The sequence below is a fragment of the Rhizobium sp. BK312 genome, assembly GCF_014193605.1.
Classification (GTDB): domain Bacteria; phylum Pseudomonadota; class Alphaproteobacteria; order Rhizobiales; family Rhizobiaceae; genus Rhizobium.
In genome coordinates, this window is the sequence record NZ_JACHZP010000004.1 from 280,197 (window position 1) to 295,478 (window position 15,282).

Sequence of the window (15,282 nt, forward strand, 5' to 3'; positions counted from 1 at the left end):
TTTGATTTGACGTGCATCATGCCTTTGCCAGATCGATGACCGTGCCTATGACATTGGCGCCGGCGCGTCGCAATTGTAGCAAGGTATCGTTGACCTGGTCGGTCGTTGTCCTGCCGGCGCTGGCAATCACCACCACGGCATCGGCGTGGACTGACAATGCAACCGCATCCGACGAGCTGCCGACGGGAGGCAACGCCAGGAGTACGTCGCCTCTGGCCCTTGCCGTCTCCACGATCCGTCCTGCCCTTCTGTCGCGGAAATCGACATAGAGATTGGTCAGGGCATTGGTGGAATGGATCGGAAAACGGGCGATGCCTTGTCCGTCATTGCGTCCGTTGGAAAGCAATATCTGCTCGGGCCGCATATCGTCGACGAGAGCATCTGCCAGCGATGTCATCAGCAGATCGTCCGACTCGCGATTGCTGTGATTGTGCTGGCCCGCCTCGTCATAAAAGAGGGTGACATGCCGGCCGCTTCGACTGAGGAATTGCGCCAGACTGACGCCCATCTTCGAGATGCCTTGACCCGGCTCCCATCCGGTAATCGCGATGATCAGTCCTCGCTCATTTCGAATGGTCGAGCATGCGATCTCGATGGATGTCCTGAGATTGTGAATGGCCATGGCGTAGGCGCTGCCTGGCTGATTGATAGCAACCGAGGACTTTCTGCTGTAGGTCCCACGCAAGGTGCTCGCCCGGCCAGCCGGATCCGGAAGGCTTCCGAGACATGGTACCCCCGTATCCCGCGCCAGATCTTTCGCATTGCGAACCTTGCGATCGAAGGCGATATTGAGGACGATGATCGAGAAGCCGAAGAGCACGCCGAGAATACCGCCCAAAACGGTAATCAAGGTGGCGCGTGGCCCCGATGGACTGAGCGGTACGAGTGCCGCGCCAATAATTCGTGCATCGCCGTCGGGCGTCGGTACCGCAGGCAAGGCTCCCAGCTTCATGGCATCGGTCGCGGCGGTAACCTGGGCTGCCAGCGCGTCGAGGCGCCACTGAAGAACCTCGGTTCCCGCCCGGGCCATTTCGTCCTTGAAGCTCACGGCCTGCAGGATGTAGGCGGAAACGGTGGCGTTCGCGATGCGTGCCGCAAGCGTCGGATTGGACGAGGAATAGCTGATCTCGATAACATAGGATTGACCGACACGGCGAGCGTCCAGATGCTGTGTGAAATTCGAGAAGGCTGCTTGGTACGCATCGCCAGCCGAGCTATTTGCCGGTGTGCCCGACGTGGTATCGGAACGAGGGGCTTTCCCCGTGTCGGGGCTGCTTATGGCAGACCACACGTAGTTTATTGCACCCGTTATGTTGCCGATGACAAACGCACTTATGCTTGGCGGCTGCGGGCCAAGCTCCGGGTTGTTGCCAAGATTAAGGCTGCTGAATACGGCCGAGAGCAGACGCTCGGAACGGATGATTTGAAGCTCGCCGTCCGCCCTGTTGAGGTCGAAATTCTGGGCGTCCTGGCTTGAAGTCAGAGAGAGGTGGCGAGGTTCGAGCAGGACAGTGGCCGTCGCCGTGTAGGTGCGCGGCAATGAATGGGCATAGGCTGCTGCCAGGCCGACGCCAACTGCCGTGCAAAGAATAAGCTTCGTCTTGTGTCGCAGGGCGAGCATGCACAACGATCGCAGGAGCGCGACCGGCCCTTCGCTGGTCTTGTCCGCGGGCAGTTCGTCCAACCGCCAAAGCCGTGACGACCGTTCCAGTAGAGACGGGGCGTTTTGCGTCATCTAGTCCTCACCTCTGACTTGAGTTGTTCTGCCTTGCTTCGCGTCGGCAATTTTGCCGCCCGTTCGGGTTCAAGGCGCCCATAAAGGAGATCCTTGATTGCAATGAGATTGCCTTTTGCGCGCCCCCATCTGTCGACGAAAGGCTCCGGCCAGACGGCGCGCGAGAAGTTCATGGCCATGTTGGATAAGATGTGATTGGCGACCATCGGGCCTGTCATTGTTCCCTTACGCAGCATGTAAATGGGGTTGATCACCTGCGAATAGCCGAAGCGGTCCCCGCTGACGCGGCCGCTCTTCACGCCCATATGCACCCCGAAAGCTTCCCCGCATTTGACGAAGCGACCCCCTTGCTTGCCGAGAGCTGCGGCAAAGTCGCGATCCTCCAGCCAGCCATAAAGGACCAGACGTTCGTCGAAGCGTGTTTCACCGATAGCCTCCGCCCGGAAGGCCATGTTGCATCCGTAGGGGCTGTAGGGCTCTACCCAGGTCCCGTCGCTCGCCGGCGCGGTCTCGACAAGGCGCAATGCTTCCTCAAGGCCGATTCCCGGACCGCCGACGCCATCGGCCAGCACACGGCCGGTGAAGCCCACGATCTGATTATCATCGCGAAACGCCCTTGCCGCCGCCGCAAGCCAGTTCGCGTCTGCCAGGAAATCATCGTCAAAAAAGGCGACGATCTCGCATTCCTCGGGGATGTTCAACAGCGCGGTATTTCGTTGCTTCGTCAACCCACCGGGGCCTGTTACGACTGTCACGTCGGGATGACCGATGAGATTACCGGCATCGGCGGCATCGATACAGGAGACGATGACCGTTTTGGGTTTTAGCGTCTGCGTGGCCAGCAGGTGGCGCACGGTCGCGTTTACGGTCGCCGGCCGTCCTCGCGTCGCGACGATCACCGCGATATGGGGAGTTCCGATTCCGGAGGGCTTATAGGTTTTTGGCCGCGCGATGGGCTGCGCCAGCAGCTCCATATAGCCGGCCGCCGTTTGCGACCAGGAGAAATTCTTGATCTGGTCGTATCCTCGTCCCATCAGATCGATGCGCAATCCCGGAGATTCCTTCAGCGTTCTGATTTGTCGAACCCATGCCGCCGGGTCGGTCGGCGAGGCAAGCAGAGCAGCGTCGCCGCAGACTTCCGGTATGCTTGCACAGTAAGAGGCAACGACAGGGCAGCCACGCGCCATCGCCTCCACGATCGGCAGACCGAAGCCTTCCGTTAGGGATGGAAAGGCAAGGCAAAGCGCTCTTTCGAGCAGGTAAGCCAAGTCGTGATCCGAAACACGTCCTATCATATGGACGTTCGGCCGTTCCTTGAGTGCGCCCGGGACGAAAATTCCTGCATCGCCGCCGGCAATGACGATATCGATACCCATCTCGTCGAGCCCCGGTGCGGCGTCGACGAGTAGTGCAAGGTTCTTGTGTCGCGCCTTGGAGCCGAGTGCCAGGATGAACTGACGATCGCATCGCTCGAAGGTTTCGGCGACGAAGCTCGGCGCAATCTGCGCAAGCGCCGGATCCCAGCCAAAGGCATGTTCGTGACCGTTGGGAAGAACGGCGATGTCTTCGATCCGGATCGGCAGATGTCTTGTGATCTGGCGCGCCGCGGCATGCGACACGGTCACGATGCGAGCCGAGCGCTTTACGAGAAGCGGTTGAAGCGTCTGATAGACGATCCGGAAAGCCCGGCTATAGCTATCCGGCGTGGTGAAGACATTGGCGTCGTGGATGCATACGATCTGATCCGCCTTGGTCGCCGGCGCCGTGTTACAGAGATTGAGAAGGCGGCCATGCCATTGTGCCGGCAAGGTGATCTGTTCCCACGGATGGCCGGAAAGCGCTCCGGATTGCATTAGCGGCATATGACTGAACCCCGGATCCGTTGTCCCGGAAGGGGCAATGATCGCCGCCCGTTCATCGGCGGCGGCAAGCGCCGTGTTGAGCGCGCGCACCACATTCGATGCGTAACGCTGCACGCCCGTTGGATTCTGACCGAGGAAGCGGCCGTTGACCGCAAAAAGGGCGCCAGCGCTCATATGGTGACTACTCCTATAGGGCGACCGGTGCGTGTATGTTGTCTGCTGCGTTCCGGTAGGGCCGACGCCAGTCCGGCAAGCATGCAGAAGAATAGGCCCTGATCGATGACGGGGCTGACGAGCATATCGCCGACAAGGAGGCCGAAGCAGCCGTTGCAGGCCGCCAGCCGCGCATCCGCGGTAAGGCTGCCAGGGGTTCCACGCTTCCTGATCAATGCTCCGAAGGCGAAAAGCAGATAGAAAACCGTACCGGCGATGCCGACATTTGCAAGAAGGGCAAGGGCAAAGCTGGAGGTGCGAGCAGTGCCGAGACCGACGCCTACGCCCATGGTGTCGACGACATTCTGGACTGCGGCCATGTTCCAGGAGCCCCGCTCAACGGCGGAGTCGGACGTGGATTTGCCGAGTGCGATGATGTCGATGTAATTATATACGGTCTTCGACACCTCAGGATCTATCGCGATCAGTAGCGCCGCTGCGGTCGCAATCGTCGGTATGAATACGATCGCCAGGGTACTGAAGCGGCGGGCATTCTTATGCCCTCCGACGGCAATTGCCGTCAGGTAAAGGATCAAACCCATCACGGGTGCGCCGACAAGGCCGGTTGAAGATGTGGACATCACAACCAGGATAAGCGACGTCACGGCGACAAAACCAGTGAGATAAGGACGGCGGCCACAGAGCCAGAGCGTGCCGGTGAAGGCAAAGACACCGAGGGTTGAGCGTGCAAAGGAAGAGGCTTCGGTGAATGATCCAACAATGCGTTTGACGCCAGCAATCTGATCGTCGGTATGGAGAACATACTGGGCATTTCGTATGAAGGCGAGCATGCCTTGTGTGCCCGTGGAATAGGTGGCGACGTCAAGAAATGCAAAGGCAGTGTTGGCAACGGCATAGGCAAGAAGCCCGGTCAAGACCGCATTAAAGCCGCGCCAATTGGAGGCAATTGCAACCGTCAACGCGTAGCAAAGAAGATTGCCAACCATGTAGACACTTTGCGTAAGATTGCTTGAAACAGGAACAAGCGGAACCGTCGATCGGCTATCGTCAAATATTGTCGTGCCGAGGGGTACGATCTGGGTGACGCCCGACAGAATCCGCGGCGAAAAGTATGCGCTCAGCACGCCATAAAAGACAAGGAGGGCAAACCAGAAGCCAGGTTCGCCGAATTTCAACGCGTGGAGAAATTCGCGTGTTGCACGTTCCCGCGTCATGACACCCAATAGTAGGAAGCCGAGCATAACATGGCCGGGCTGAATATTGGCGGCTCCGACGAACATTGCCGCTGCCGATCCGAATACAGCCGCCACCCCCAGGGCTATGACGGTTGCACTATCGCCGAGGAAGAGGCAGAAGAGCCCGCATAGAATGGCAGCGATACCGATCGGCTCGATACTCATGGCAGAGCCTCGCGGCGACGAGATCGACGCTGGACAGCGTTGCAGTTCGAGGCGCCGCGCGATGCGGAGACGTCGGGGCGAAGCTGCAAATCTGCCGCATCGCAGGCGTCGGCATGGGTTTGCGCTGATGCCATGGATGACTACTCTGCAAGAACGAGAAGAGAGTAGCCGCCAAGGATTCGCACTGCCAAATCCGGATGAATCGAATAAAGCAGCCTGCGCGGCAACCGCATCAATGTACTGCTGAAAGCCTGATTGGGTAATTCCAGGCGGCTTGCAGTATACGCATAGTCGATAACGGAGTAGCCGCAGCCCCGCAGGGTAGCAAGCGCCGTATCCTTGAAGAAATAATGTAGATGCCCGACATTATCGCGCAAATTCGCGATCGGCCAAGCACGCAGGACGGACTGCACGGAAAGGTCGAGCGGGATATGGAAGATCTTGTAGCGACCGCAAGAGCGCAGCCCCTTGATGAAGGAAATATAGTCTTCGACATGCTCGATCACGTCGGCAATGACGACGACGTCAAAAGTACTATCCTTCTCCTCAAGTATATCGCTCAGTTGAAAGGAAACGCGGCTGGTTTCCTTCGTCTTTGCTCTTTGATAGGCGTGGGGGGAAATCTCATAGCCGGTAAAATGTGCCTTTGGAAAGGAGCGCGACAGATTCAGGAGGATTTCACCCGTACCGCAGCCGACTTCGCAAAGTGTATCGAAGTTCAGCCGATTTTTGCGAATAATCGCTTCGATCTGATGTGCTTTCCACGGGGAATCCTCCTCGTGCCACGTTGGGTTCAGTTCGGCATATTGGTCGGTGAGATAAATATCGTGCAAAGCTAACCCTTCCCTGCCAGGAGTTTATACCTCCTGTCGACTGCCGCGGAGGTTCTGGAAATCTATACTGGGTCGTTTGGCAGCTGCGGCTTACGAAAATGGAAGCTTACGCAGCTCGTATGCAATCGCATGTAATATGCATCCGAGGCAGCCTGATCAGTAGCTGCCCCGAGACGACAAGACGGCCGGAATGGTCTTGACCATGATCACGACGTCGCCCCATAGGCTCTGTTCAGCAATATAGCGCACATCAAGTGCGATGCGCGTATCATAGCTGGTGTCGCTACGGCCGCTGACCTGCCAAAGGCCTGTCAGGCCGGGCCTGACACGGATATAGTCGGCAAAATGTGCCCCATACAACTCGGCTTCACTTGCGACGATCGGCCGTGGCCCGACAAGGCTCATTTCTCCCCGTATCACGTTGAAAAGCTGGGGAATTTCATCGATGCTGTTTTTGCGCAGCAGCCTGCCGAATTGCGTGACGCGCGGGTCGTCCTTGAGCTTGCGCGTCGCGTTCCACTCGGCCCTGAGAGCAGGATTGGCATCAAGATGCTGGGCTAAAACTTCCTCGCCATTTTTGACCATCGTTCTGAATTTGAGGCAGGGAAACAGGACCCCATTTTTGCCAACGCGTCGATGCGAATGGAAGATCGGTCGCCCCTGCGTTACCAAAAGAATAGCCACGACCATGACAATCATTGGCGCCAATACAACCAATGCTATCCCGGCCAGGGTGGCATCAACGCAACGCTTGGTCGTGCTGGAGGTTGGAGTTCTGTTGTTTGCCCGACGAATGGACGTGCCGCTGCGGCGACGCGTTCCCAGATCGCCCAGTGTATCGAGCTCACGTCTAACGTTAATTTCCCTCATCAGCTTGCCCCGCATTCGGAAGAAACAAAGAAATGTCGTCAGCAATGTTTAGAAAGGCGCTGTCCCGCGCCGAGATCGAATGTAGTTTGAGATTAACAAATAATAAATAATTTGACAATGTCTTTGTTGCTCTGCAATATATGTGCGTTATTTCCGATAAATTCGAGTTATTACACAACTTATTTTTGTATATCTTAATATATACGGCGGTTATCGTCTCTATATATATTTGGTTGTGTGAATGGTGACCGGAACATAAGTTCGAGTTATTTAGTGAGTACTTGTTGGCAGGGAGCTTAGCGATGGCAAATGCGACCGGACGGCCCACAGAGCCCTTGGTTTTGAGTAAGGAAGAGCGAGATTATCTGGAGCTGCAAGTGCATCGGCGTCGGGCGGCAGCGCGCTCTATGGCCGAACGATGCCAGATCATCCTTTACTGCGCAGATGGCATGACCAGCAAGGCCGTGGCGGCGAAGCTTGGAATCCATGAAAACACCGTCGGCAAGTGGCGGCGGCGCTTCTTGAAAAATCGTACAGACGGGCTTCTCGATCAGGAGCGGCCGGGTCGGCCGCGCACGATCGATGACGAACAGATTGCGGCCATTATTGAGCGCACTCTTCAATCCACGCCCGACGCTACCCATTGGTCGATCCGTTCGATGGCGGCGGCGACCGGATTTTCGCATACGACAATTCGGCGCATATGGGCGGCTTTCGGTCTTCAGCCGCATCGCATGCAGACATTCAAGCTCTCAACTGATCCATTTTTCATCGATAAGGTCATTGATATTCTTGGACTTTACATGTCTCCGCCCAATCGCGCGCTGGTGTTGGGTGTCAACGAGCGCGGCCTTCTTCAGAAGCTTGACGACGAGCGATCCGTGGGGTCGTCAAACCGCTCGGGGAGCGAAGGTCAGGCCCATCCCGCACCTTGGCAAGGGACCGTCTCGCTGGTCGGCGCCCTCGATATTGTTTGCGGTTTTGTAATCGATAGATACCACAAGCAGCATGGCGCCGGTGAGTTTCTGGAATTTCTCAAACAGATTGATGCGAGCGCCCGGCCCGAGATCGATATTCACATCATTTTGGACAATAGCGAGGTGCATAAGAACTCATTGGTTCAGTCCTGGCTGATGCATCGCCCCCGCTATCACCTGCATTTCACACCTACACCGGTTTTCTGGTTGCGTCAGGTCGAGAGTTGGTTCGGTGAAATGAGCCGCAGGCGGTCACCGCCTGGCGCTCAGACATCAGCGAGCCAGTTGGAAGCTGATATGCGGGCTTTCATCGAGCGTCATAGTGAAAGCATAAGCCCGTATAAATGGCTGAATTCCGATACGGCTCAGCCTTCCCGGCACACGTTCCGGCAGAAAAGTGCAACGGATGTCAAAGCGCGAAGCCTGAATATATCGGAGCGGCTGAATAAATCAGTATAACTCCAGACTATACATTGAATATAGTTTAACTGTTCGGTTCATGGGGTACTTCATGCGTGTCGCAATCATACATTACTGGTTGGTTGGAATGCGTGGGGGGGAAAAGGTTCTGGAGGCCCTCTGCCGGATGTACCCCGGTGCCGATATCTTTACGCATGTCTATGATCCCTCGGCCATCTCCGACGTCATTAAGAAGCATCGTGTCTATACGACTTTCATAGATCGGCTTCCCTATGCGAAGCGAATGTACAAGAGATATCTCCCGTTGATGCCCATGGCGCTCGAGCAGGTGAATCTGAATGAATATGATCTTGTTATCAGCAGCGAATCCGGGCCGGCCAAGGGAATAATACCCAATTCGACGGCTCTGCATGTGTGTTATTGCCATTCACCGATGAGGTATATCTGGAACATGTATAATAGCTATTATGATAGTTCCGGCCTCATGACCCGCCTGATGATGCCGCCGCTCGCGCATTATCTAAGAACATGGGACGTGGCGACCGCCAATCGCGTCGATGATTTTGCTGCAAATTCGCTCACCGTTGCGCGACGTATCAAGAGCTACTACCGGCGAGATGCCGAAATCATCCACCCGCCGGTCGATACCTCTGCATTTCACCCTGTGCCCCGGTCGGAAGTCGGCGATCATTATCTAATGGTCGGCGAACTCGTCAGCTATAAGCGACCCGACCTTGCCGTAGAGGCATTCAACCGAATGAAGGCGAAGCTTGTCGTCATCGGCGGCGGCGAAATGCTGGAACGATTGCAGAAAATGGCGGGGCCCACGGTAACGATAATGGGGCCGCAGCCGTTTCGGGTTCTGCAAGAGCAATATGCGCGCTGCAGGGCGTTGGTTTTCCCGGGTGAAGAGGATTTTGGGATCGTGCCGGTCGAAGCAATGGCGAGCGGTCGGCCGGTTATTGCGTTCAATCGCGGAGGGGCAACCGAAACCGTCGTTGCCGGAAAGACGGGGATCTTTTTCGACACCCAGACTGTCGATGCATTGATCGAGGCAGTCGAGCATCTCGAGCGTATGGATCTTCGTCCGGGTGACGCCGTCGCGCGTGCCGCGGAATTCAGAACGGAAATCTTCATGAGAAGATTTGCGTCCTTCGTCAACAGATCGACCGGCGGGCAGCCTAAGGTCGTTCATGGCTAAGTATTGCCGGAGGGCGGCACCAATGAGGCGCCTTCACCCTCGAATAGGAGTGGAAGCCATGGAGCTGAATAAGTCGGTGACCGGCGAAATTAATCGGCGTTTTGTGTATCGGTTGCCTATTCTGGCTGCGGTCGGCGTGGCTTTCGTGCTGGGGATGTCGAGCGCTCATGCGGATGACTATATTCTCGGCCCGCAGGACAAGTTGCGCATACGCGTATATGAATGGCGCCCGATGGCCGGCTCCGCTGTCGAATGGGAGCCGCTGACCGGCGAATTTGTCATATCGGCGTCGGGTAACCTGTCGCTGCCTATCATCGGGACCGTACCGGCAGCCGGCATGACTTCCGAGCAGGTCGCCGAGAGCATCGGCGAGCGGTTGAAGACGCAGGTCGGCATGCAAAAGCGTCCCAACGCCTCGGTGGAGGTGGCGCAATACCGGCCATTCTTCCTGACCGGTCTGGTGGCCAAGCCCGGGCGTTATGATTACAGTCCTGGCCTTACGGTCATTCAGGCCCTCAGCATGGCCGGAGGGACATTCGGTGTCACTGACCCGACGCTTGTCGGTCTGCAGCGAGACGCCGTGGTCGCCCGAGGTGATCTGCGCTCTTTGGATGTCGAGCGGCTCAGCCTTCTGGCGCGGCAGGCGCGTCTGGACGCCGTCATCGACAACAAGCCCTCGATCAGCTTTCCGCCGGAGTTGATGCAGCGTGCAGACGATCCGCTTATCGCCCGCATGATGGACGAAGAGCAGGATTTGTTCGATACGCGACAGCGCTCCTTGCGCACCGAGACCGATGCGCTGAACCAGGCAAAGCTTCTCGCCAGCAATCAGATCGAAGCTCTCACCTCGAAGGCCGCTTCGCTTGCAAAGCAAATAGAACTCGCCAACAAGGATGTCGGAACGGTCAACAAGCTGATCTCCCAGGGGTTGACCGTGTCATCGCGCGAGCTTAACGCCAATCAGAACCTGGCCCAGCTCGAAAGCCAGAATCTTGACGTGGCACTTGCCAATCTCAAGGCACGGCAGGATATCGCGAAGGCGGATGGCGATATTGCCGATGTCAGCAATCGCTATCGTACGCAAGCATTGACCGAGGCGGCAGATGTGCGCGATCGCCTCGCAGCCAACAGAGAGAAGTCAGCAACGACCCAAGCTCTGCTCGACAATATTCAAGCGCGTGCCCCCGCGGCCGCGGCAAGTCTGGCAAGCGAGGATCCGCGACGCACGCTCAAGACCACGATAGATCGTATCGTCGACGGCAGCTTACATAGCATGCCTGCGAGCGACAATGACCCGGTCGCGCCCGGCGATGTCATTCGCGTCGAAGATGAAAAGCCGCAGGCGCTGACTCAAACGACAGACAATGGGTTAGGCCCGGCATTGTCCCCGTGATGACAAGACGGTTCCGTAGATTCGGGCAAATCCAAAAGGCCTGCAAGCAGAGGATGCTTTTAGAGCGGTTTTCGCATTCTGCGGGTATCGATCGCAGCCAATAATCATCTCAGAGTAGTAATTTCGCTCTCGTCGTCAGTCTTTCTCTGAAAATTGGGCGTATAACCGCATAAGCCGGAAATATTCGACTTGTCCCAGAGGCGCAGATCACGGATACTATGAATAGGTATTATTTTTGATCGTAGATGAACTACTCGGAGCTAGACGTTTGATGGCTTGGGGTCTCATTGTCTCTTTCGTAGTCGGGGCTTTATGTGCCCTAAGAGTACCAATTCTGCTTTTTACGATCATCGTCCTCATTGTGATGGTCGGCTACGCACTTTCCAATATCGGCTCTGGTAGCTCTGCACTCGACATTTTAGCATGGTCTTTTATTCTGGCTGCCGTGCTCGAGGCTGGGTATATTTTTCCGCGCATGTTACTTTACGTCATCTATGTAAAAGTGCTCGGACGAGATATCGGCAGGTCGAACTCGAGGAATGGGTCGGACCTCTTCACCAACAATCTCTTTCAAGCCCATTCGGATGCAAGGCTTTCTGCGAAAGCTGAGCGCGGAGGTGTCGACAAAGCTCGCCCCGGGATGCCGGACTGAAAGAAAAGCCGCGCTGATGGTCTGTGCCTTTGTTTCGCAAGGGAGGCTGTGCGTCGCTCAGGATTCAGGCGCCATAATTTGGGGCGTTTCTCCGCTTCTGAGTTTCCGCGAAACATACCAGCCGTCCCATTGCGAGAACTGCGGAAATACGCGCCTGTATCCCTTGCCCTCAAGGAGCGTCTGGATCGCCGTTTCGGTCTTGGGATTATTCTCCACGGAAATGAGCTGAAATTCACGGCTGAAACTATAGGCAGAAAGTATGTCCAGCTCACTGCCTTCCGTATCTATCGAAAAGTAGTCGATGACGGTTGGCGCGTTGTAGGTATCAAGCAGGTCGTCCAGCGATATGGTCTCTACCTCGATCTGTCTCCCCTGACTGCGAACGCCGGAAAAATGATCTCCCTGAGAAAAATCTGCAATGGAGCTCAATTCCGGGTCAGTTTCATCCGTAACGATGAACTTGACTGTTGCGCCGGAACTCGATGATACGCATCGATGCTCGATGGAGGCGGATCTGTTGGCCGCCAGATCGGAATGCCAGATCGGGTTCGGCTCGGCGAGGATCCCATTCCAGCCGAACTTCTTTTCAAGGAGCCAGCTGTTGCTATTCTTCAAGCCATTGGTCGAGCCGAATTCCACGAAAAATCCGTTTCTTTTCTCTGCCAGCTCGAAACAGACCCAGAGATCCTGCATGATCTGCGCGTGCGACCAGCTTCGCCTGGCCAGGCAATAGCTGAGGAACCTGGCATTGTCGTCCAGTATGATGTCGGCTACTTCCGCTCTGTTCAGGCGAATGGCGTTGAAAATAGCTTTTTGCAGAGTTTTATTCTTATGAAACCTGCCAACAGCAGATGATAATCCGGACAACATGAATTTCTTGGCGTCAAACATCTTGGCAATCCAAATATTCTGCAACGCTAAGTTAGCGCATTATTCGCTCTTAACCAATCGATATTCCTAGTCTGGGGTCCGGTTGTATCGTTTGCCAGGCAATCTGAAGCGGAAGGAGATCATGCATAGACATCATCAGGAGGCAATGCGCATGCTCATCGAGGCCTCGCGTCGAGCTCCGCGACGGTGCATTTCAGCTTCATATGGCCGGGATCCGTCACATCGAGCTTGTCCCATGGCACGATGTGACCGCTCTTCAAACCCAAAGGGGCGCGAATAGCCAGGGGAATCATCTACTCTGTCGAGCAGGCGAGATTTGGCAAATGTTATCTCGAAAGGCGGCTGGCTGTACGGCGAATACAGCGCACTACCCCCACGGAAGAACGAACGGCGCTTCCGTTGCGGTCTCTCGGCAATAAAATGAGAAAATATAGGAGGCGCGCCTCAGGTGCGTCAGCGAGCGGCGCGGTCGGATCGTCTACCCAGCAGGGAAGCTCTAATGAGTTCTGCTTTGTTCACTACCGGCGGCGGAGGCGGCTCTTCGCGCTGAGCTGCCGCCTTGGCGTGTGTTTGACGCAGCGCGATCAGGCGCTGCTGCGCGGCAAGCCTGTCCTCTGCCGAAAGCGGCTCGACGGGATTGCCGGCGAGATCGTGCCGCATGGAGTCCAATTGAGCACAGGCATGATAGTATCGCTTGGAATGCAGAAACGCGCTGGTGGCGCGACGAAGCGACATGACTGGCACATCAGGCTTCAAAAGCGGACGGAATTCATTCCAGAGACCCAGCGCAAAGGGACGAATTGGATCACCGGCTTTGACGGGCAGAATGCCGATGGGGTGAAGCAGGAGCGTGTTGATCGCAGCCGCCTTCTTGATGTCGAGCTCCGTCGCCACGATCGGCTCGCGATTGGTCGTCCAGGGTTCTTCCATCAAATCGTTCCTCTGCGTGCACTTCCATTACGGTTTGATTGTGAAATGATTTTGACGGGACGGCAACGAAATCCGCCGCCGTTTGTTCGCCCTCACGCCAAGCCGACGTCCATATATGAGGTGCGTTGTTCTGCAGCAAGTTTGGTTAACGAGATTTTCATAGTTGGCTGGCTAGTTTTGCGGCGCCGCGATAGGTAGCGCGTACGCGGCGCATCCTCTCTCAATCTCGAATTCGTAACAAGCGGTCTTGCGAAAATGTCGCAGGGTCTGAGCCTGGGGTGACTCTTGCCGCATAGGCAGCGAAAAGGGTCAATCTTTGCAGGCTCTCTCTGCAAGGTTCAATCCTGGCTTGCGGCGGAATGTGGGGCGCTAAGCTGACGAAAACGGCTTCGATCAGTTTCGTTGTCCGCCGGCGGTTGCACCATCAAAATAATTTTCTTCCGCTTGTCGGAATCGCCTTCTGTCGGTCGTCCTTGGAGCATCAACAGCTTCAATCTGGAGGAATATCGTGGAAAATGCTCAATCAGTTTGGCAGATTGCCGCCATTCTCGCCGCTCGCCTGATCTTCGCTGCCGTCTTCTTGATGGCTGTCTCGTTCAAATTCATGGATATGGGCGCGACCGCCGGCTATATCGCCGCCGCCGGTTTCCCGTTTCCATTATTCCTTGCGTGGTGTGCTGCGATCCTTGAAGTGCTGCTCGTCATTGCCTTCTTGACCGGTGCCTTGTTTACCCCGGCGGCACTCGTAGCAGCCGTTTATGTCATCTTCCTCGGATTCTCGTTCCACGGTCCGGCACGCTGGGCCGGCAACCAAGCCGAATTCGGCTTCTTCGTGGACCATTTCGTTTTCCTGGCAGGGCTGCTCTTTGCAGCCGTTCACGGACCAGGGAGCGTTCTTACAATAAAGTGGGCACTCTGGCCGGCCAAATATGACGCGGCTTCATCATAATTTGAAGGCTGCAGGACTATTTGCCCTTTTGACCATAGATCGTGATGCGTCGGCGCCGGAAGAGGTGGTCCGTGAAGACCGCAGCTTGCGGTGGCACTGAATACGTATGAAGCCGAGGCTCGATTTTTGTGAAGGCTCGCAAGCGCCGTTGATTTACCTGGCAGGCCCCTTTACTTCTCTCGCTGAAAGAAGAGGTCAGTCAGCCATGGATCATGAAACAAGCCTCCGAAACGAGCGCAAGCGCGGCTCCGGCGTGAAGGTTGTCTACGATATCTTGCGCGACGAGATTCTGGATCTGGAGCTGCCGCCGGGCAGCCCCATCGACGAGGTGCAGCTTTCCGAACGTTTCGGCATGTCGCGCACGCCGATCCGTGAAGCCTTGGTGCGGCTGGCGGGCGAGGGGCTGATCGATACGCTGCCCAATCGCTCGACCATGGTGTCGCAGATCGACTTCCTCAACATGCACAGCTATTTCGATGCGCTGGTGCTGATGTATCGGGTCACGACGCAGCTCGCGGCGAAATATCACCGTCCGGAGGATCTGGAAGCCGTGAGGGCTCTCCAGATTGAATTCGCCAATGCCGTCGAAGCGCAGGATGCGCTTGCCATGATCTCGACCAATGCCGCGCTGCATCTTGCGATCGCAGAGGCCGGCCGCAATCCCTATTTCACCAGCCTCTTCTTGCGTTTGCTGAACGAGGGTCGGCGCCTCCTGCGCCTCTATTATCAATCTTACAATGATCAGCTGCCGCGCCGTTTCGTCGAGGAGCACGATGAAATCATAGCCGCGATCGAGGCGCGGAATACCGAACTTGCCGAGCGTCTGGCGCGCGAACATGCCGAACAGATCGTCAGCCAGATCCAGAAACTGCTGATGCGCGAGGAGCGTCTCGACGTCAGTCTTTAGTCTGCATATTTCTTGTCGACAAATTAAATACAAGGCTGTATGAATGCTGCACAGACGGTGAGGCGTGGCGGCGAATGCGGCTGGGTGC

Annotated in this window: 13 protein-coding genes; 6 read left to right on the forward strand and 7 right to left on the reverse strand. The window is 56.3% G+C overall.

Features of this window, described 5'->3' with window-relative positions; all coding sequences use genetic code 11:
- Nucleotides 1-16 precede the first annotated feature (16 nt).
- From FHT85_RS13555 to FHT85_RS13575, 5 genes are all read right to left on the reverse strand, one after another.
- The gene (locus tag FHT85_RS13555; RefSeq protein ID WP_112337058.1) at nucleotides 17-1,735 is read right to left on the reverse strand and encodes a Wzz/FepE/Etk N-terminal domain-containing protein; all 1,719 of its coding nucleotides are present in this window, start codon (nucleotides 1,733-1,735) and stop codon (nucleotides 17-19) included.
- The gene (locus FHT85_RS13560; RefSeq protein WP_112410782.1) at nucleotides 1,732-3,771 is read right to left on the reverse strand and encodes a glycosyltransferase; all 2,040 of its coding nucleotides are present in this window, start codon (nucleotides 3,769-3,771) and stop codon (nucleotides 1,732-1,734) included. Before FHT85_RS13560 ends, FHT85_RS13555 begins: the two co-directional genes overlap by 4 nt.
- Nucleotides 3,768-5,171, reverse strand: coding sequence for a hypothetical protein (locus tag FHT85_RS13565; RefSeq protein ID WP_112410783.1), 1,404 nt, complete (start codon nucleotides 5,169-5,171; stop codon nucleotides 3,768-3,770). Before FHT85_RS13565 ends, FHT85_RS13560 begins: the two co-directional genes overlap by 4 nt.
- A gap of 140 nt (nucleotides 5,172-5,311) precedes the next feature.
- Nucleotides 5,312-6,004: a class I SAM-dependent methyltransferase gene (locus FHT85_RS13570; protein WP_112337055.1), complete on the reverse strand. Its 693-nt coding sequence runs from the start codon at nucleotides 6,002-6,004 to the stop codon at nucleotides 5,312-5,314.
- Nucleotides 6,005-6,160: 156 nt separating this feature from the next.
- Complete coding sequence (locus FHT85_RS13575; protein WP_112337144.1) at nucleotides 6,161-6,874, reverse strand: sugar transferase; 714 nt, start codon at nucleotides 6,872-6,874, stop codon at nucleotides 6,161-6,163.
- 302 nt (nucleotides 6,875-7,176) lie between these two features.
- Here FHT85_RS13575 and FHT85_RS13580 point away from each other — a divergent pair, with 302 nt between their 5' ends.
- From FHT85_RS13580 to FHT85_RS13595, 4 genes are all read left to right on the forward strand, one after another.
- On the forward strand, nucleotides 7,177-8,310 hold the full coding sequence (locus tag FHT85_RS13580; RefSeq protein WP_112410784.1) for an IS630 family transposase: 1,134 nt from the start codon (nucleotides 7,177-7,179) through the stop codon (nucleotides 8,308-8,310).
- A 52-nt stretch (nucleotides 8,311-8,362) separates the two neighbouring features.
- On the forward strand, nucleotides 8,363-9,472 hold the full coding sequence (locus tag FHT85_RS13585) for a glycosyltransferase (protein ID WP_246779977.1): 1,110 nt from the start codon (nucleotides 8,363-8,365) through the stop codon (nucleotides 9,470-9,472).
- A 58-nt stretch (nucleotides 9,473-9,530) separates the two neighbouring features.
- Nucleotides 9,531-10,865 carry a polysaccharide biosynthesis/export family protein gene (locus FHT85_RS13590; RefSeq protein WP_246779978.1) on the forward strand — a complete coding sequence of 445 codons (1,335 nt, stop codon included), beginning with the start codon at nucleotides 9,531-9,533 and terminating at the stop codon, nucleotides 10,863-10,865.
- A gap of 271 nt (nucleotides 10,866-11,136) precedes the next feature.
- Nucleotides 11,137-11,517, forward strand: a complete 381-nt coding sequence (locus FHT85_RS13595; protein ID WP_112410785.1) for a hypothetical protein — start codon at nucleotides 11,137-11,139, stop codon at nucleotides 11,515-11,517.
- 57 nt (nucleotides 11,518-11,574) lie between these two features.
- Here FHT85_RS13595 and FHT85_RS13600 read toward each other — a convergent pair whose 3' ends face one another.
- Nucleotides 11,575-12,408, reverse strand: coding sequence for an FkbM family methyltransferase (locus FHT85_RS13600; protein WP_112410786.1), 834 nt, complete (start codon nucleotides 12,406-12,408; stop codon nucleotides 11,575-11,577).
- 453 nt (nucleotides 12,409-12,861) lie between these two features.
- Nucleotides 12,862-13,338: a ProQ/FINO family protein gene (locus tag FHT85_RS13605; protein ID WP_112337051.1), complete on the reverse strand. Its 477-nt coding sequence runs from the start codon at nucleotides 13,336-13,338 to the stop codon at nucleotides 12,862-12,864.
- Nucleotides 13,339-13,846: 508 nt separating this feature from the next.
- Between FHT85_RS13605 and FHT85_RS13610 the strand changes: the two genes are divergently transcribed.
- Together FHT85_RS13610 and FHT85_RS13615 are read left to right on the forward strand one after the other, a co-directional pair.
- The gene (locus FHT85_RS13610) at nucleotides 13,847-14,287 is read left to right on the forward strand and encodes a DoxX family protein (protein WP_183774145.1); all 441 of its coding nucleotides are present in this window, start codon (nucleotides 13,847-13,849) and stop codon (nucleotides 14,285-14,287) included.
- Between the two features lie 205 nt (nucleotides 14,288-14,492).
- Nucleotides 14,493-15,194 (forward strand): GntR family transcriptional regulator, encoded by a 702-nt coding sequence (locus tag FHT85_RS13615; protein WP_112337049.1) that lies wholly within the window; start codon nucleotides 14,493-14,495, stop codon nucleotides 15,192-15,194.
- Nucleotides 15,195-15,282 lie beyond the last annotated feature (88 nt).